General features: G+C 62.8%; 19 protein-coding genes. 9 read left to right on the plus strand and 10 right to left on the minus strand.

Annotation, left to right across the window (positions count from 1 at the left end; all coding sequences use genetic code 11):
- Positions 1–223 precede the first annotated feature (223 nt).
- From OHD62_RS19745 to hutI, 5 genes are read right to left on the minus strand one after another with little or no spacing between them, the layout of a single operon-like run.
- Positions 224–811, minus strand: a complete 588-nt coding sequence (locus tag OHD62_RS19745) for a HutD family protein (protein ID WP_263785096.1) — start codon at positions 809–811, stop codon at positions 224–226.
- Positions 812–818: 7 nt separating this feature from the next.
- The gene (hutU, locus tag OHD62_RS19750) at positions 819–2,489 is read right to left on the minus strand and encodes a urocanate hydratase (protein ID WP_263785100.1); all 1,671 of its coding nucleotides are present in this window, start codon (positions 2,487–2,489) and stop codon (positions 819–821) included.
- Between the two features lie 34 nt (positions 2,490–2,523).
- Positions 2,524–3,339 carry an N-formylglutamate deformylase gene (hutG, locus tag OHD62_RS19755; RefSeq protein ID WP_263785103.1) on the minus strand — a complete coding sequence of 272 codons (816 nt, stop codon included), beginning with the start codon at positions 3,337–3,339 and terminating at the stop codon, positions 2,524–2,526.
- Positions 3,336–4,877 carry a histidine ammonia-lyase gene (gene hutH / locus OHD62_RS19760; RefSeq protein ID WP_263785105.1) on the minus strand — a complete coding sequence of 514 codons (1,542 nt, stop codon included), beginning with the start codon at positions 4,875–4,877 and terminating at the stop codon, positions 3,336–3,338. Before hutH ends, hutG begins: the two co-directional genes overlap by 4 nt.
- Positions 4,874–6,109: an imidazolonepropionase gene (gene hutI / locus OHD62_RS19765; protein WP_263785107.1), complete on the minus strand. Its 1,236-nt coding sequence runs from the start codon at positions 6,107–6,109 to the stop codon at positions 4,874–4,876. Before hutI ends, hutH begins: the two co-directional genes overlap by 4 nt.
- Before the next feature lie 97 nt (positions 6,110–6,206).
- On the opposite strand from hutI, the gene OHD62_RS19770 reads away from it, so the two are divergent.
- On the plus strand, positions 6,207–7,559 hold the full coding sequence (locus OHD62_RS19770; protein WP_263785108.1) for a formimidoylglutamate deiminase: 1,353 nt from the start codon (positions 6,207–6,209) through the stop codon (positions 7,557–7,559).
- Entirely contained in the window at positions 7,556–8,302 is a 747-nt protein-coding gene (gene hutC / locus OHD62_RS19775; protein ID WP_263785110.1) for a histidine utilization repressor, read from the plus strand. Before OHD62_RS19770 ends, hutC begins: the two co-directional genes overlap by 4 nt.
- Positions 8,303–8,339: 37 nt before the next feature.
- Here the strand turns inward: hutC and OHD62_RS19780 are convergent, their stop codons facing one another.
- Entirely contained in the window at positions 8,340–8,684 is a 345-nt protein-coding gene (locus OHD62_RS19780) for a RidA family protein (RefSeq protein WP_263785113.1), read from the minus strand.
- Between the two features lie 225 nt (positions 8,685–8,909).
- Here OHD62_RS19780 and aztA point away from each other — a divergent pair, with 225 nt between their 5' ends.
- From aztA to OHD62_RS19800, 4 genes are all read left to right on the plus strand, one after another.
- A complete protein-coding gene (gene aztA / locus OHD62_RS19785) occupies positions 8,910–9,713 on the plus strand; it encodes a zinc ABC transporter ATP-binding protein AztA (RefSeq protein WP_263785114.1) in 804 nt (267 codons plus the stop codon).
- The gene (gene aztB, locus OHD62_RS19790) at positions 9,713–10,588 is read left to right on the plus strand and encodes a zinc ABC transporter permease AztB (protein WP_263785118.1); all 876 of its coding nucleotides are present in this window, start codon (positions 9,713–9,715) and stop codon (positions 10,586–10,588) included. The genes aztA and aztB overlap by 1 nt, the downstream gene beginning before the upstream one ends.
- A gap of 27 nt (positions 10,589–10,615) precedes the next feature.
- On the plus strand, positions 10,616–11,557 hold the full coding sequence (gene aztC, locus OHD62_RS19795; protein ID WP_263785119.1) for a zinc ABC transporter substrate-binding protein AztC: 942 nt from the start codon (positions 10,616–10,618) through the stop codon (positions 11,555–11,557).
- A gap of 204 nt (positions 11,558–11,761) precedes the next feature.
- Positions 11,762–12,100, plus strand: a complete 339-nt coding sequence (locus tag OHD62_RS19800; protein WP_263785123.1) for a TIGR01244 family sulfur transferase — start codon at positions 11,762–11,764, stop codon at positions 12,098–12,100.
- 4 nt (positions 12,101–12,104) lie between these two features.
- On the opposite strand, the gene OHD62_RS19805 is transcribed toward OHD62_RS19800, so the two are convergent.
- Positions 12,105–12,572 (minus strand): Lrp/AsnC family transcriptional regulator, encoded by a 468-nt coding sequence (locus tag OHD62_RS19805; RefSeq protein WP_263785125.1) that lies wholly within the window; start codon positions 12,570–12,572, stop codon positions 12,105–12,107.
- 139 nt (positions 12,573–12,711) lie between these two features.
- Here OHD62_RS19805 and hppD point away from each other — a divergent pair, with 139 nt between their 5' ends.
- The 3 genes from hppD (at position 12,712) to OHD62_RS19820 (ending at position 14,480) form a co-directional block, all read left to right on the plus strand.
- On the plus strand, positions 12,712–13,827 hold the full coding sequence (gene hppD / locus OHD62_RS19810) for a 4-hydroxyphenylpyruvate dioxygenase (protein ID WP_263785128.1): 1,116 nt from the start codon (positions 12,712–12,714) through the stop codon (positions 13,825–13,827).
- 66 nt (positions 13,828–13,893) lie between these two features.
- Complete coding sequence (locus OHD62_RS19815) at positions 13,894–14,109, plus strand: type II toxin-antitoxin system Phd/YefM family antitoxin (RefSeq protein WP_412177395.1); 216 nt, start codon at positions 13,894–13,896, stop codon at positions 14,107–14,109.
- Positions 14,106–14,480 carry a type II toxin-antitoxin system VapC family toxin gene (locus OHD62_RS19820; protein ID WP_263785132.1) on the plus strand — a complete coding sequence of 125 codons (375 nt, stop codon included), beginning with the start codon at positions 14,106–14,108 and terminating at the stop codon, positions 14,478–14,480. Before OHD62_RS19815 ends, OHD62_RS19820 begins: the two co-directional genes overlap by 4 nt.
- Here the strand turns inward: OHD62_RS19820 and OHD62_RS19825 are convergent.
- From OHD62_RS19825 to OHD62_RS19835, 3 genes are read right to left on the minus strand one after another with little or no spacing between them, the layout of a single operon-like run.
- A complete protein-coding gene (locus tag OHD62_RS19825; protein WP_263785134.1) occupies positions 14,459–15,019 on the minus strand; it encodes a DinB family protein in 561 nt (186 codons plus the stop codon). The two genes, OHD62_RS19820 and OHD62_RS19825, sit on opposite strands and share 22 nt — an antisense overlap.
- A complete protein-coding gene (locus OHD62_RS19830; RefSeq protein WP_263785136.1) occupies positions 15,016–15,288 on the minus strand; it encodes a hypothetical protein in 273 nt (90 codons plus the stop codon). Before OHD62_RS19830 ends, OHD62_RS19825 begins: the two co-directional genes overlap by 4 nt.
- Before the next feature lie 27 nt (positions 15,289–15,315).
- On the minus strand, positions 15,316–16,329 hold the full coding sequence (locus OHD62_RS19835; protein WP_263785138.1) for a fumarylacetoacetate hydrolase family protein: 1,014 nt from the start codon (positions 16,327–16,329) through the stop codon (positions 15,316–15,318).
- Positions 16,330–16,656 lie beyond the last annotated feature (327 nt).

Genomic DNA, 16,656 nt, shown 5'->3' on the forward strand with positions numbered 1-16,656 from the left:
CGGCAATGTCCCTAAAACCGGTTCAAATGCAATTGGTTGCATCACGACAATTGGCCGAAAGTTATGTCTGCACCACGACAGGGCGTCGTCTTCGACAACTTCCGGACGAGCGCCCCTCTCTTCCATCCGATTTGATCGAAGAAAGGATTCGGGCTTTTTCGTGATGTGGGTCGCAGCTTACGCCAAATTCGGCCCGGGCCGCGATCATGTTTGGAGACAGGCGTTAATCGTTTGCTGGGACGCGGTCGATGCGGATCACGAATAGCGTCGCCGTTCGGGCAGGCTCCAGGTGCATTTCCGGGGCATCCCATCCGATCATCAGCGTATCGAAGGGATCCAGCTTTACGGCCCCCGCGAGGCCGGCCGTGACGCTGTGGTCAACGCACAGAATGAGCGTCGTCGCGGTCTCCGCGCGGATGTCGAGTGGAGCTGAAATGATCAGGCGTTCGACCTTGTGCGTCATCCGCCCGCGGCGGGTCATGACGTTGAGATCGGTGATTGGGCCGGCGATCAGGGATGCTTGCGTCGGCACGTCGGCCGGAAACGAAAACGGCGCCGACACCTCGGTCAGTTCCGTCGGGGCTCGGCCGGCGATGTCGAGCACGACGCCCTCGCCCCCCAGCACAGCCAGCGTGCGATCGACGCCGGCGAAGCCGGAAAATGCACCGTCGCTTTCGATGCGCGCCATCGAAACGCGCCAGTCGAAATCGTCGAGCCCCGCGCCATCAGGCGAGACGGCGATCTCCGTCGTCGTGCCGCCGCCGTTCTTCCATGGCATGACGCGGTATTCGGCGGCCCTGAGGATACGCATGGTCGGCTCAGCCGAGAATACCCGGCAGGTTGAGCTGGTGCTCCCTGGCGCAATCAATCGCGATGTCATAACCGGCATCGGCATGGCGCATGACGCCGGTCGCCGGGTCGTTCCACAGCACGCGTTCCAGGCGCCTGGCCGCTTCGCGCGTGCCGTCGGCGACGATGACCATGCCGGCATGCTGTGAAAAACCCATGCCGACGCCGCCACCATGATGCAGCGACACCCAGGTCGCGCCGGAGGCGGTGTTGAGCAGCGCGTTCAGCAGCGGCCAGTCGGAGACGGCGTCCGAGCCGTCCTTCATCGATTCCGTCTCGCGGTTCGGCGAGGCGACCGAGCCGGAATCGAGGTGATCGCGGCCGATGACCACCGGCGCCTTGAGCTCGCCCTTGGCCACCATCTCGTTGAAGGCAAGGCCGAGCCGGTGGCGGTCGCCAAGGCCGACCCAGCAGATGCGCGCCGGCAGGCCCTGAAAGGCGATGCGCTCTCGCGCCATGTCGAGCCAGTTGTGCAGATGGGTGTTGCCGGGCGTCAGTTCGCGCACCTTGGCGTCGGTCTTGTAGATGTCTTCCGGGTCGCCTGAGAGGGCAGTCCAGCGGAACGGGCCGATGCCGCGGCAAAACAGCGGGCGGATATAGGCAGGCACGAAGCCGGGGAAGGCAAAGGCGTTCTCGAACCCCTCTTCCTTGGCGACCTGGCGGATGTTGTTGCCATAGTCGAGCGTCGGCACGCCGGCGTTCCAGAACGCCACCATCGCCTCGACATGTTCGCGCATCGAGGCGCGGGCGGCTTTTTCGACAGCCCTGGGATCGGACGTCCGCTTCTCGCGCCATTCGGCCAGCGACCAGCCCTTTGGCAGATAGCCGTTCAGCGGATCATGCGCCGACGTCTGGTCGGTCACCATGTCGGGACGCACGCCGCGCCGCACCAGCTCCGGCACGATGTCGGCGGTGTTGCCGACCAGGCCCACCGACTTCGCCTCTCCCGCCTTGGTCCAGCGCTCGATCTTCTCCAGCGCCTCGTCTAGCGTATCGGCGCGCTCGTCAACATAGCGGGTGCGCAGCCGGAAATCGATGCGATCGGGATCGCATTCGATGGCCAGGCAGCAGGCGCCGGCCATGACCGCGGCGAGCGGCTGGGCGCCGCCCATGCCGCCAAGGCCGCCGGTCAGGATCCATTTTCCCCTGAGGTTGCCGCCATAATGCTGGCGACCGGCCTCGACAAAAGTCTCGTAAGTGCCCTGCACGATGCCTTGCGTGCCGATATAGATCCATGAGCCGGCCGTCATCTGGCCGTACATCATCAGGCCCTTCTTATCGAGCTCGTTGAATTTCTCCCAGGTCGCCCAGTGCGGCACGAGGTTGGAATTGGCGATCAGCACGCGCGGCGCGTCGGCATGGGTGCGGAAGACGCCGACCGGCTTGCCCGACTGCACCAGCAGCGTCTCGTCGTCGCCAAGCGTCTTCAGCGATGCGACGATACGGTCGAAATCGTTCCAGGTGCGCGCGGCACGGCCAATACCGCCATAAACGACCAATTCGTTGGGATTCTCGGCGACATCGGGATCGAGATTGTTCATCAGCATGCGCAGCGGCGCTTCCGTCAGCCATGTCCGGGCATTGAGTTCGGTGCCACGCGGGCTGCGGACTTGGCGGATGTTGTGGCGAGGATCGTTCATGGCGTTCCCTTTTGAATGAGGTAGGCGGCGCGTGTCAGTTCTGCGCCCAGGCAATCGCGGTCTTCAGGATATTCTCCAGCGTGGCGCGAATCGGTGCTGCGAACGCGGCATCGTAAGGCACCGGCCAATTGTCCGGTGCGCCCTTGCCTTCGGGCTCGCGCATATAGCCGCGGTTGGAAAGCTCCATCTGCAGCGCATGGACGCCATCTCGCGGCTGGCCGAAATGGCGTGTGATCCAGCCGCCCTTGAAGCGGCCGTTGACGACAAAACTCTCGCCGGTTCCGGCCAGGATCTCGCCGACCATGGCCTGCAAGGATGGATCCGCGCTCTTGCCGTCATTGGTGCCAAGGTTGAACACCGGCAGCGTGCCCTCGAACAGGCGCGGCAGCACCGAGCGGATCGAGTGGCAGTCGTAGAGCACGATCTGGCCGTGCCAGGCGCGCAGCCTGTCGATCTCGGCCTGCAAGGCCGCATGATAAGGCACGAAGTATTTTTCGCGGCGTTCGTCGACTTCCGATGGTCCGGGCTCTTCGCCCTCGCGATAGAGCGGATCGCCGTCGAAGGTCTCGGTCGGGCACAGGCCGGTGGTCGTCTGGCCGGGGTAGAGCGAGGCGCCGGACGGATCGCGGTTGACGTCGATGACGGTGCGCGAGATCGCGGTGTGGACGACAGTCGCGCCAAGGCCTTCGGCAAAGTCATAGAGCTGGTCGATCCACCAGTCGCAGTCGCGACGGCCAAGCCAGGGCGAAACCAGACGGCTTTCGAGGCCGGCGAGATCGATGCCGGTGTGCGGGATCGAAACCAGCAGGGGTGCAGTGCCGCGAGTAACCGTCAGCCAGGAGTCCATCATGCCACTCCCGAGATGGAAGGCAGCGCAACCGCGCTCGCCGCCTTCACCGCTGCCCCACTGCGCACCATGGCGATGGCCTTTTCCATGTCGGGATGGAAATGCCGATCATTGTCGAGGTGCGGCACCTCGGCCCTCACCAGCTTGCGCACTGCTTCGAGTGCTGCACTGGAGGCCAGGGGCGCATGGAAATCGCAGCCCTGGGCTGCGGCCAGCAATTCGATGCCGATGACGGCCGTCGCATTCTCGACCATGCCGATTAGCCGGCGCGCCCCGTGTGCTGCCATCGAAACGTGGTCTTCCTGGTTGGCCGAGGTCGGGATCGAATCGACGCTGGCCGGATAGGCCTTCTGCTTGTTTTCGGAAACAAGTGCCGCCGCCGTCACCTGCGGGATCATGAAACCGGAATTCAGGCCGGGTTTCGGCGTGAGAAATGCCGGCATACCCGACAGTGCCGGATCGACCAGCATGGCGACGCGACGTTCCGACAGCGAGCCGATCTCGCAAACGGCAAGCGCGATCATGTCGGCGGCGAAGGCGACAGGCTCAGCGTGGAAATTACCACCGGAAAGTGCGGTATCGTCCTCGGCGAAGATCAGCGGATTGTCGGTAACGCCATTGGCCTCGGTGCCCAGCGTGTCGGCTGCCTGGCGCAGCACGCTGAGGGCTGCACCCATCACTTGCGGCTGGCAACGCAGGCAATAAGGGTCCTGCACGCGCTCGTCGCCGACCCGGTGCGATTCACGGATGGCGCTGCCGGCCATCAGATTGCGCAGCGCTTCAGCCGTCTCGATCTGGCCACGGTGTTTGCGCAGCAGATGGATGCGCGGATCGAAGGGTGCATCGGAGCCCTTGGCCGCATCGGTCGACAGCGCGCCGGCGACCAGCGCCGACTGATAGAGAACTTCGGCCTCGAACAAAGCGGCCAGCGCATAGGCGGTCGAAAACTGCGTGCCGTTGAGCAGTGCCAGACCTTCCTTGGCGCCGAGCGTCACCGGCTCCAGCCCATGCGAGACGAAAGCGACCTTGGCCGGGAAGCGGCCATGCGGCGTGAAGCACTCGCCGACGCCGATCATCACCGCCGTCATATGCGACAACGGCGCGAGGTCGCCCGAGGCGCCAACCGAGCCTTGTGCCGGCACCACCGGGATAACGTCGTTGGCCAGCATCGCTTCCAGCAGCTCGACGGTTTCAAGCCGCACGCCGGAGGCGCCCTGCGCCAGGCTGGCGAGCTTCAGCGCCATCATCAGCCGGGCGACCGTGACAGGCATCGGCTCGCCGACGCCGGCGGCGTGCGACAGCACGATGTTGCGCTGGAGCGTTTCGAGATCGGCGGCGGGGATGCGGACGCTGGCCAGCTTGCCGAAGCCGGTGTTGATGCCATAGACCGGCTCGCCCTTGGCGACGATACGCGCCACGGCCTCGGCGCTCGCCTTGATCTTCGGCCAGCATGAATTGTCGAGTTTCGGCACGGCGCCGCGATAGATGGCACGCCAGTCGGCCAAGGTCGCGTTGCCCGGCTTCAGTACCAGTTCGGTCATTGTCCCCTCCAGATGCGGGCGTGCAGCGGATTAAAACCCATGCGGTAGACGAGTTCGGCCGGGCGCTCGATGTTCCAGATCGCCAGGTCGGCCGATTTTCCGGCCTCGAGCGTGCCGGTCTGTCCTAGCAGGCCGAGCGCGCGGGCAGCCTCGCGGGTGACGCCGGCCAGACATTCGTCGACTGTGAGGCCAAACAAGGTCGCGGCCATGTTCATGGTCAGCAGCAGCGAGGTCAGCGGCGAGGTGCCGGGATTGTTGTCGGTGGCGACGGCCATCCTGACGCCGTGCTGACGAAACAGGGCAATCGGCGGTTTCTTGGTCTCGCGAATGAAGTAATAGGCGCCAGGCAGGATCGTCGCCACGGTGCCGGCCTTGGCCATGGCCGCCGCACCCGCCTCGTCGGTGTATTCGAGATGGTCGGCCGACAGCGCACTGTGGCGCGCGGCAAGTTCGGCGCCGTGCAGATTGGACAATTGATCGGCATGGAGCTTTACCGGCAGGCCGGCAGCCTTGGCCGCATCGAAGACGCGCGAAATCTGCTCAGGCGAAAAGGCGATGCCCTCGCAGAACCCATCGACGGCATCGGCCAAACCCTCGGCGGCGACCGCCGGAAGAATTTCGTTTGCGACCAGATCGACAAAAGCGTCCTTGTCGCCTTTCGCTTCGGGCGGCAGCGCATGGGCGCCGAGGAAACTCGTCCTGACCGTCACCGGCCGCTCTTCGCTCAACCGCCGTGCGGCGCGCAGCGACTTCTTCTCATTGTCACGATCGAGGCCGTAGCCCGACTTGATCTCGACAGTGGTGACGCCTTCGGCAATCAGCGCATCGAGACGCGGCAATGACTGCGCGACCAGCTCGTCCTCGCTGGCAGCGCGTAACGCCTTGACCGAAGAGACGATGCCACCGCCAGCCCTGGCGACCTCTTCATAGGTGGCGCCGGCGAGCCGCATCTCGAATTCGTTGGCGCGGTTGCCGGCATGGACAAGATGCGTGTGGCAGTCGATCAGGCCGGGCGTGATCCAGCGGCCTTCGCAGTCGATGGTGTCGGCACCCTCACTGAAAGGGGCAGGCATGTCGGCTTCGGGACCGGCATAGTCGATCACCCCGTCACGGGCGGCGACCGCGCCCTTTTCGACGATGCCCAGCCCGGCCGCGCTTTCAGCCATGGTTGCGAGTCGCGCATTGCGCCACAGGCGAAGGCCCCCTGCCCGGCTTTTGTTCGCTGCCGCCATCATCTTTTCCGTTTCAATTGATGGCTATTATGTATATACATATTGAGACGCGACGCAAGTACCATCGTCGCCCACGCATTCGGATTCGGAGAAAAAAGTGACGGCGATCTTTGCGGAACAGGCGCTGCTGCCCGAGGGCTGGCACGGCAATGTGCGGATCACGATGGGCGGCGGCCTTATCGACGCGGTCGAGCCGGGTGCGGCGGCGCAAGCTGGCGATGAGCGGCACGCCATCGTCCTTCCCGGCATGCCGAACCTGCACAGCCACGCCTTCCAGCGCGGCATGGCCGGCCTTGCCGAATTGCGCGGCCCTTCATCAGATAGTTTCTGGAGCTGGCGCGAGGTGATGTACCGTTTCGCGCTGTCGATGACGCCGGACCAGGTCGAGGCGGTCGCAGCACAGCTCTATGTCGAGATGCTGGAGGCCGGGTTCTCGCGCGTCGGCGAATTCCACTACCTTCATCATGACCGCGATGGAAAACCTTACGCCAACATCGCCGAGATGGCCGAGCGCATTGCTGCAGCGGCCGCCGACACAGGCATCGGCCTGACGCTGCTGCCGGTGTTCTATGCGCACTCCGCCTTCGGCGGTGCCGCGCCCAATGAGGGCCAGCGCCGATTCATCAATGATGTGAATCGGTTCTCGCTGCTGCTTGAGAAAAGCCGGCAGTGTGTTCGCGCATTGAATCAGCCTGTCGTCGGCGTTGCGCCGCACAGCCTGCGCGCCGCGACCCCCGACGAACTTGCCGCGGTTGCCGCCATGGCGCCTGACGGACCGATCCACATCCACGTTGCCGAGCAAGTGAAAGAAGTCGAGGACTGCCTTGCCTGGTCGGGCGCGCGGCCGGTCGAATGGCTGCTTGCCAATGCCGGGGTCGACAAGCGCTGGTGCCTGATCCACGCCACCCATATGACGGAAGCCGAGACGATTGCAATGGCCAAGAGCGGCGCTATCGCCGGTCTCTGCCCGATCACCGAGGCCAATCTCGGCGACGGCACCTTCGCCGCGCTGCAGTTCAGAGATCATGGCGGCCGCTTCGGCGTCGGTTCCGATTCCAATGTGCTGATCGGCCTGCCGGACGAGCTCAGGCAGCTCGAATATTCGCAGCGCCTCGCCCACCGCGCCCGCAATGTGCTGGCAGTCGCCGGCGGCTCGACCGGCCGCGCGCTGTTCGATGCGGCACTCGACGGCGGCGGTGCCGCTCTTGGCGCCGGTCCGTCGCGGATAGCTGCTGGTGCATCTGCCGATTTCGTCTCGCTCGATGCCAACCACCCCTCGCTATCCGGCAAGACCGGGGACGCGATCCTCGACGCCTGGATCTTCGCCAACGGCACCAAGGTCGATTGCGTCTGGGTGCATGGCACAAAACTGGTCAGTGGCGGCAGGCATGCAAGGCGCGATGCCGTTGCCGAGCGCTTTCGCTCCGTGATGACGGCGCTTTCGGCATGAGCATCATCGAGACTGTTGAAGCGGAAGGCAGCGAGGCTGTCTCGCTGCACCAGCGCATCCTGTCCGATATCAGCGAGAAGATCCTGTCCGGCGCCTGGGCGCCCGGCCACCGCATTCCGTTCGAGCATGAACTGACCGCCGAGTACAAGTGTTCGCGCATGACGGTGAACAAGGCGCTGTCGCAGCTTGCCAAGGCCGGGCTGATCGAACGCCGCCGCCGTTCGGGCAGCTTTGTGCGCCGGCCGCAGTCGCAGGCCGCGGTGCTGGAAATCCATGACATCAGGATCGAGGTCGAGGCGCTTGGACTTCCCTATCGCTATCAAAGGCTGGAGCGGCTGCAGCGCCGCAGCAGCGCTGAGGACCGCATGCTGCTGGAACTTGCCACTTCAGGGCCGGTGCTGGCGCTGGAGGGCTTGCATTTCGCGGGACGGCGGCCATTTGCGCATGAACGACGGCTGATCAACCTGGCCGCCGTCGCGGAAGCCGGCGAGGAAGAGTTTCTCGACATCGCGGCCGGGCCGTGGCTGATCGGGCGTGTGCCGTGGAGCGAAGCCGAGCACCGCATCCGCGCCATCGCCGCCGACGATCATATCGCCGATGCCCTCGACATCGAGCCCGGCGCGCCGTGCCTGGTGGTAGAGCGGCGGACATGGAGCGCCGAGCACCCGGTGACGCATGTGCGCTTTACCTATCCGGCGGAGAGCCACACGCTGGTGGCGCGGTTCAGGCCGTCGCAGGGGTGATTACCCTCCCCCCAAGGGGAAGGGTAAGAGCCGCGCCTCAGATCGCCGCCGTGACGATAATCTCGACCAGATATTCCGGGCCGGCGAGCTTGGCCTCGCCAGTGGCGCGCGCCGGCGTGTGGCCCTGCGGCACCCACTTGTCCCATTCCGCGTTCATCTCGGAAAAAGTGCTCATATCGGCCAGCCAGATGATCGCCTGCAGGATCTTGGTCTTGTCGGTGCCGGCCTTGGCCAGCAATTCATCGATGGCCGCCAGGATGTCCCTGGTCTGGGATGCGACATTGCCGCCCGGTTCGCCGACCTGGCCCGCCAGATAGACGGTGTTGCCGTGGATGACGATCTGGCTCATGCGCGGGCCAACATCGATGCGACGAATGCTCATTGGGCGTTTCCTTCTTTTGTCGGTTGCGCCTCTTTAGAGTCGCTGCTGGCTTCGGGCAAGGCCGGCTGAGGGAATCCCCTTGAGCCACAGGCGCAAGGCAAAAGGTACACGGCAAATTGAACCTGGCGTCGTAATTCCGCCGAATTGGCTTGTTGACTAATGTAATAACATCACATATCGACTCGACTTCCCTGGTTTCGCGGACCGCCGCTCACGGATCGTCTGATGATCAATGCCTGCCTGACCTTCCGCGACCTGACGCTGGGCTACAACAGCCATCCGGCCATCCATCATCTCGACGGCACCATCCGCAAGGGCTCGTTGACCGCAGTCGTCGGCGCCAATGGCTCGGGCAAGTCGACGTTGATGAAAGGAATCGTCGGCGTTCTCAAGCCGATGGCCGGCGCCGTCATACGGGCGCCCGGCGTGCGTGCCGCCTATCTGCCGCAGCAGTCGGAGCTTGACCGCTCCTTTCCGGCCCGGGTCGTTGATCTGGTTTCGCTCGGCCTGTGGCCACGGCGCGGACTGCTCGGCCGCTATACCAAGGAAGATCGCGATTCGGTCAGCCAGGCGCTGATGGCGGTTGGGCTCGGCGGCTTCGAGAAGCGGCCGATCGACACGCTGTCGGGCGGCCAGTTGCAGCGTACGCTGTTTGCCCGCGTGCTGCTGCAGGACGCCGACCTCATCCTGCTCGACGAGCCGTTCAACGCGGTCGATTCAAAGACGGTCGGTGATCTCATAGCCTTGATCAAGCGCTGGCATGGCGAGGAGCGCACCGTCATGGTCGTCGTCCACGACCTCGATCTGGTGCGGCAGAATTTTCCCGAAACGCTGCTGCTCGCACGCCAGCCGATTGCCTGGGGCGAGACCAGGGAAACGCTGAAGCCGGAAAACTTGCTGCGCGCCCGTCGCTTCCACGAAGCCTGGGAAGAGAACGCGCCATGGTGCGAACCCGACAGCCACGATCACGACCACCCCCACGCTCATGACCATGATCACCATCACGGTGCTGGACCGAGGGCGGCGTGATGGACATGCTCTACGGCCTCTTCATCGCCCCTTTCGCCGATTTCGCCTTCATGCAGCGGGCGTTGATCGGCTCGTTGATGCTGTCGCTCGGCGCCTGCCCGGTCGGCGTCTTCCTGATGCTGAGGCGCATGAGTCTGTCGGGCGACGCCATGGCGCACGCCATCCTGCCGGGTGCCGCCGCCGGCTTCCTGCTCTATGGGCTGGAAATCCTGCCGATGACCATTGGCGGCCTGATAGCCGGCATCATCGTGGCGCTCGGCGCCGGTGCAGTTTCGCGCTTCACCATCCAGCGCGAGGATGCCTCGATGGCGGCCTTCTATCTGATTTCGCTCGCCATCGGCGTGCTGATGGTGTCGATCCGCGGCTCCAGTGTCGATCTCATGCATGTGCTGTTCGGCACGGTGCTGGCGCTCAACAACGAGGCGCTGGCGCTGATCGGCGGCATCGTCGCGGTGACGCTGGTCAGCCTTGCCATTTTCTGGCGGGCGCTGGTCGCCGAATGTCTCGATCCGCTGTTCCTGCGCTCGGTCAGCCGGCTGGGCAGCCCGGTGCATTTCATCTTTCTCGGCCTTGTCGTGCTCAACCTCGTCGGCGGCTTCCAGGCGCTCGGCACGCTGCTTTCGGTCGGTCTGATGATGCTGCCGGCAGCGGCGGCCCGCTTCTGGACCGCTCGCGTCGAGCCGATGTGCGTGCTGGCGGTGGTAATCGGCTTTGCCTCCTGCATTGCCGGACTGCTTTTGTCCTATCACGCGTCGCTGCCGTCCGGCCCGGCCATCATCCTGTCCGCCGGCGTCGTTTATTTCGCCTCGATCCTGTTTGGCACGCGCGGCATTCTGCGCGCCCGCATCATCCATCACCGCCACAGAACCGCCTGATCCCCAACCCTGAAGGAGACCTGCCCAATGCTGAAATCGATCCGTGCCGCCCTGGCGATGAGCGTTATAACATTAAGCGCCTTTGGCGCATCATCGGCCTTAGCCGAGCCGTTGAAAGTGGTCGCCAGCTTCACCGTCATTGCCGATTTCGCCAAGAATGTCGGTGGCGACCGGGTCAACATCACCACCATCGTCGGGCCGGATGGCGACGCGCATGTCTATGAGCCGAGCCCGGCCGATGCCGTCGCGATGGCCGGCGCCGATGTGGTTCTGGTCAACGGCCTGCATTTCGAAGGCTTTCTGCAGCGCCTGGTCGACGCCAGCGCCACCAAGGCGACGATTGCCGTCCTGACCAAGGACGTGACGCCGATCAATTTCAAACCCGAATTCGCCGATGCCGATGCCGCCGAAGGCGCCGATACCGGCAGCGGCAAGACGGTCACCGATCCGCATGCCTTCCAGTCGATTGCCAACGCCAAGATCTATGTGAAGAACATCGCCGATGCTTTCTGCGCCGCCGATGCCCAGGGCTGCGACAGCTACAAGGCCAATGCCGCCGCCTATACCGGCAAGCTCGATGCGGTCGAAGGCGAAGTGAAGGCGGCAATCCAGTCGATCCCGCAGGAGAAGCGCGTGGTCATCACCTCGCATGACGCCTTCGGCTATTTCGAGCACGCATACGGCCTGACCTTCCTTGCCCCGCAAGGCGTGTCGACCGACTCCGAGCCTTCGGCCGCCGATGTCGCCAAGCTGGTGAAACAGGTGAAACAGGACAAGGCAGCGGCGATCTTCGTCGAGAACATCACCAATCCGCGCCTGATCGAGCAGATCGCCAGCGAGACCGGCATCAAGGTCGGCGGCACGCTTTATTCCGATGCGCTGTCGCAGCCCGACGGCCCGGCCTCGACCTATATCGACATGATGCACAACAACATCGCCCAGATCAAAGGCGCGATCCTCGGCAGTTGAGGCGAGCGCGCCTATCCGGCCGGAGCAGCATTCAAGTTGTCGCAGCCTCCTTGGCATCCAAGAGGGATACGCGGCGCTGCGGGAGCCCCGGTTGGATTTTCCGGTCGGCAATAGCTATTTGGCAGAGAATTCCCCCGATGCGGATTGCCGCCCATGCCCGGGAGTGGCAAGACTGCCGCCAAGAGAGATTGCGAGGACAGAGCCATGGAATATCGTGAGATCAGCGAGGACTATTCGGTCTCGGGCCAGATCCAGCCCGAAGACGTCGCCGCCATCAAGGATGCCGGCTTCAAGAGCGTCATCTGCAACCGGCCGGATGACGAGCAGCCCGGCCAGCCTTCGGCCGACAGCGTCAAGGCGGCAGTCGAAGCCGCCGGTCTCGCCTTTCGCTTCATCCCGGTGATCAGCGGTCAGATCACGCAAGAGAATGTCGAGGACCAGGCCGAAGCGCTGGATGAACTCGAAGGGCCAGTGTTCGCCTATTGCCGTTCCGGGGCGCGCTGCACCAACCTGTATGGGCTGATCCAGCAGTCCAGAGGCTGACCTATCAAATCGGCAGCGCGCCGGTTTCCTTCAGCGTTTCGAGCACGATCGCGGTCTTCACATGCTGGACGGATTCGTGCGGCAGAAGCACGCCGTTGACGAATTCCGACAGCGACTTCAGGTCGGGCGTTACCACCTTGAGGATATAATCCATCTCGCCGGTCAACGCGTGGGCCTCCTGCACTTCCGGCAGCCGTGCCACCAATTCGCCGAAGCGCCGCGCATTGTCGCGGTTGTGGGTGGCGAGCGTCACCGAGATGACGTTGACCAGCGAGAAGCCGAGTTTGTCGCGGTCGAGCACCGCCCGGTACCCCTTTATGTAGCCGTCCTCCTCCAGCCGCTGGCGGCGGCGCGAGCACTGTGACGCCGACAGGTTCACCCGCTCCGACAAATCGTTGTTGGTGAGCCGTGCGTCGTCCTGCAAAAGCGACATTATCTTGCGGTCAAACTGATCAATGCGCGTCTCATCCATGGATTTTTCTCCATATGTGCACAATTCACGCATAAACTGATCATTTCAAGCGTTTGAATGCAAGCACCATGCACCCGCTCCGCGCTATCATTGCATTGAGATGGCCTTTCCCGGCCACGTCAGCTTTTGGAGGATTGCCATGGGTCCCTTTCCGCACGACGCACCGCCCGCGAAAATCAGCAAGACCAATCCGGCTGGTACCGACGGTTTCGAATTCGTCGAGTTCGCGCATCCCGAGCCGAAAAAGCTCGCCGAGCTGTTCACCCGCATGGGCTATGTCGCGGTTGCAAAACACCGCTCGAAGGACATCACCGTCTGGCGGCAGGGCGATATCAACTATGTCGTCAATGCCGAGCCCGGCTCGCATGCGATGAAATTCGTCGACAAGCATGGCCCTTGTGCTGCCTCGATGGCCTGGCGGGTGGTCGATGCCAAGCATGCCTTCAAGCACGCTGTCGCCAAGGGCGCCACGCCCTATGAAGGCGAGGACAAGGCGCTCGACGTGCCGGCCATCGTCGGCATCGGCGGTTCGCTGCTCTATTTCATCGAGACTTATGGCGAGAAGGGCTCGGCCTATGACGCCGAGTTCGAGTGGCTGGGCGCACGCGATCCAAAGCCGGAAGGCGTCGGCTTCTATTATCTCGATCACCTCACCCACAATGTCTATCGCGGCCAGATGGACAAATGGTGGGATTTCTACCGCGACCTGTTCGGCTTCAAGCAGATCCATTTCTTCGACATCGACGGCAAGATCACCGGGCTGGTCAGCCGGGCGATTACCTCGCCCTGCGGCAAGATCCGCATTCCGCTCAACGAATCCAAGGACGAGACCAGCCAGATCGCGGAGTATCTGAAGAAGTACAATGGCGAAGGCATCCAGCACATCGCCGTCGGCACTGACGAGATCTACGCCGCCACCGACAGGCTGGCCGCCAACGGGCTGAAATTCATGCCAGGCCCGCCCGAGACCTATTACGACATGTCCCACGACAGGGTGAACGGCCATGACGAGCCGATCGAGCGGATGAAAAGGCATGGCATCCTGATCGACGGCGAAGGCGTGGTCGATGGCGGCACGACCAAAATCCTGCTGCAGATTTTTTCAAAAACCGTAATCGGGCCGATCTTCTTCGAGTTCATTCAAAGGAAGGGCGACGAAGGCTTTGGCGAAGGCAATTTCCGCGCGCTGTTCGAATCGATCGAGCAGGACCAGATCAAGCGCGGCGTGCTCAAGGTCGACGGCAAAGCGGCGTAACTCACTTGCATCTCGGCCAGTTATGACCTAAATTCTGGTCATAAGAGGTTGTCTATGAATATCCCCATGGCAAAAGCGAAGGCTCAGCTCTCCGAACTGGTGAAACGTGCGCAGGCTGGCGAAGAGATCCATCTGACACGGCATGGAGAGGTTGTCGCAACCTTGAGCGCTCCCGTTCGGGCTGGTGGGAGCAAAGGCTTGTTTGGAGCCCTGAAAGGCCAAATTCGGATATCGGACGATTTTGATGAACTCGGTCCCGAATGGGACGAATATATTAAATGAGCCGTCAGTATCTGGTTGATACCCACATTCTGCTTTGGGTGCTCAACGCGGATTCACGTCTTTCGGACCACCATCGCGACATCTTTCTTGCGGGTGAGAATGTGATCGTCAGCGCCATCTCGGTAGCAGAAATCGCTATCAAGAAATCGCTCGGCAAAATCACGCTCACCGGCAATATCGTGGACATCTTGCGATCGAACGGGGTTCCAATCCTCAGCGTAAATGAACTACACGCAGCGAGGCTTGAGTATTTGCCGCTCCATCATCGAGATCCCTTCGACCGTCTGCTGATTGCACAGGCACAAATTGAAGGCCTGACGCTGCTCACCTCGGATCGGCAATTTTCAGCCTATGACGTCGCGCTGGTCTGAACATCCAGTCCCAGCCGCTCGACTTCGGCTTTTCTCAGCTTCACATCGTAATCGAGTAGGAATTCATCCAACTGCGGCGGCGCGACCGATGTGCCGGATAGCATGGCGTGCACCTGGCCGCGGTGATGGATGTCGTGCAGGAAGACATGGGCGAGGATGTCGCCGATCCTTTCAGGGATCATGCCGTCCTCGCGCCGGTCGGTGATGACGCGCCGGTCGAGATCGGCCTCCGACAGTTTGTCGCAAAATGCTATGAGCCGCCGGTCGGAAGCGGTCTGGGCAGCAAACAGTGCCTGCGGTTCGTCGAACGGTACATAATCGTCATGAGCGGCAGCACCGACCCCGCCCTCCTCCAGGAAATCGAGATAGAGGAGATCGACAGCCAGGATGTGGTTGAGCGTCGCTTTGATCGAGGGGAAGAAGCTGGTCCTTTCTGCCTCGAATTCGCCGGGCTGGAGCTGCAGCACGGCGTGGTAGAGCCGGTCGTTCGACCAAAGATTGTTGCCGGCCATGCGGCACAGGTGGTCCAGGAGGGTCATGATCCTATCCGTCTGACCAGACCAATGGCTGCCCCCATGATCACGAATCCGGCGAGAACGATCAGCAAAAGCCTGTTCATGCGCCGTCGCATGGCTTGCGTCTCCTCGTCCCGCGCCACGTTCAGGTTGGTGACCGTGTGGAACATCATCGCATTGCGCGGAAAGCCGCTGCGGTTTGTAAGATCAGGCGAACGCGCCTCGATGCGATAGCTCAGCCGGATCGCCATGATGAAGATCGCCAGAATGGCGATGGCCCAGACACCAGCCATTAGATAGAACGCCTCCCCCGTCATTCCCTACCCCTCGTATTTCTCGACCTTCTGCTCGATGGCGCCGAAGATCGAGTGCCCGGTTCTGTCCTTCATCTCGATGCGCACCGTGTCGCCAAAGCGCAGGAATGGCGTTTTCGGTTCGCCTGACACAATGGTCTCGATCATACGCAGTTCGGCAATGCAGGAATAGCCGGCGCCACCGGCCGAGACAGGCTTGCCCGGCCCGCCGTCAAGCTTGTTGGAGACGGTGCCCGAGCCAATGATGGTGCCGGCGGCCAGCGGCCGCGTCTTCGCGGCATGGACGATCAGCGCCGGAAAATCGAAGGTCATATCGATGCCGGCATTGGCGCGGCCGAACGGCTTACCGTTGAGATCGGCGAGCAGCGGCAGGCTGACCTTGCCGCCTTCCCAGGCATCGCCCAGTTCGTCCGGTGTCACCGCGACCGGCGAAAAGGCCGAAGACGGTTTCGACTGGAAGAAGCCAAAACCCTTGGCGAGTTCGGGCCCGGTGAGAGCGCGCAGGGTGACATCGTTGACCAGCATGACCAGCCGGATCGCGTCCCTCGCCACTTCCAGGCTTGCGCCTATCGGTACATCGTCGACGATGACGGCGACCTCCGCCTCCATGTCGATGCCAAATTCCTCGTCGGTCATGCGGATCGGATCGCGCGGCGGAACGAATGCGTCCGAGCCGCCCTGGTAGATCAGCGGATCGGTCCAGAAGCTTGCTGGCATCTCGGCGCCGCGCGCTTTCCGCACCAGTTCGACATGGTTCACATAGGCGGAGCCGTCCGCCCACTGATAGGCCCGCGGCAGCGGCGAATGGGCGTCATGCTCGTGAAACCGGGCAGAAGGCACCGCATTGTTCTCAAGCGATTCCGCCATGGCGGCGAGATGCGGGGCGATGCGGCTCCAATCGTCGAGCGCGGCCTGCAGGGTGCGCACCAGGAACGAGGCATCGGTAAAGCGCGTCAGGTCGCGCGAGACGACGACAAGTTTCCCGTCGCGCGTCCCGTCCTTCAATGTGGCAAGCTTCATTTACTTCAGCCCCTCTAACGATCCAGCCCTCGGGCCGCAAAACTGCGTCGGATAAGGCAGCGAGGACATGCATATCGTGAACGGTACACCACTGTTCACGATCTGGACCGCCTCCGAAATATCTGCAGGCATAGCATGGGAAATCATCGAAAACGTCATCCTCGTCCTCTCTTCCTGGATCGTCTCTCAGAAAAGCGGTTCTTAATCATCATGTCGACGATTCTCTTTTCAAAGAATCGCCTACGGTGGCGGCGGCAAGCTTCAGCAGGCTGCGGCGATCGAGCATGATCCTGGTCGGTCCTTTTGCTGCGGTCTCTCGGCCGGCCG

The sequence above is a fragment of the Mesorhizobium sp. YC-39 genome (genome assembly GCF_025753795.1).
Lineage (GTDB): Bacteria > Pseudomonadota > Alphaproteobacteria > Rhizobiales > Rhizobiaceae > Mesorhizobium.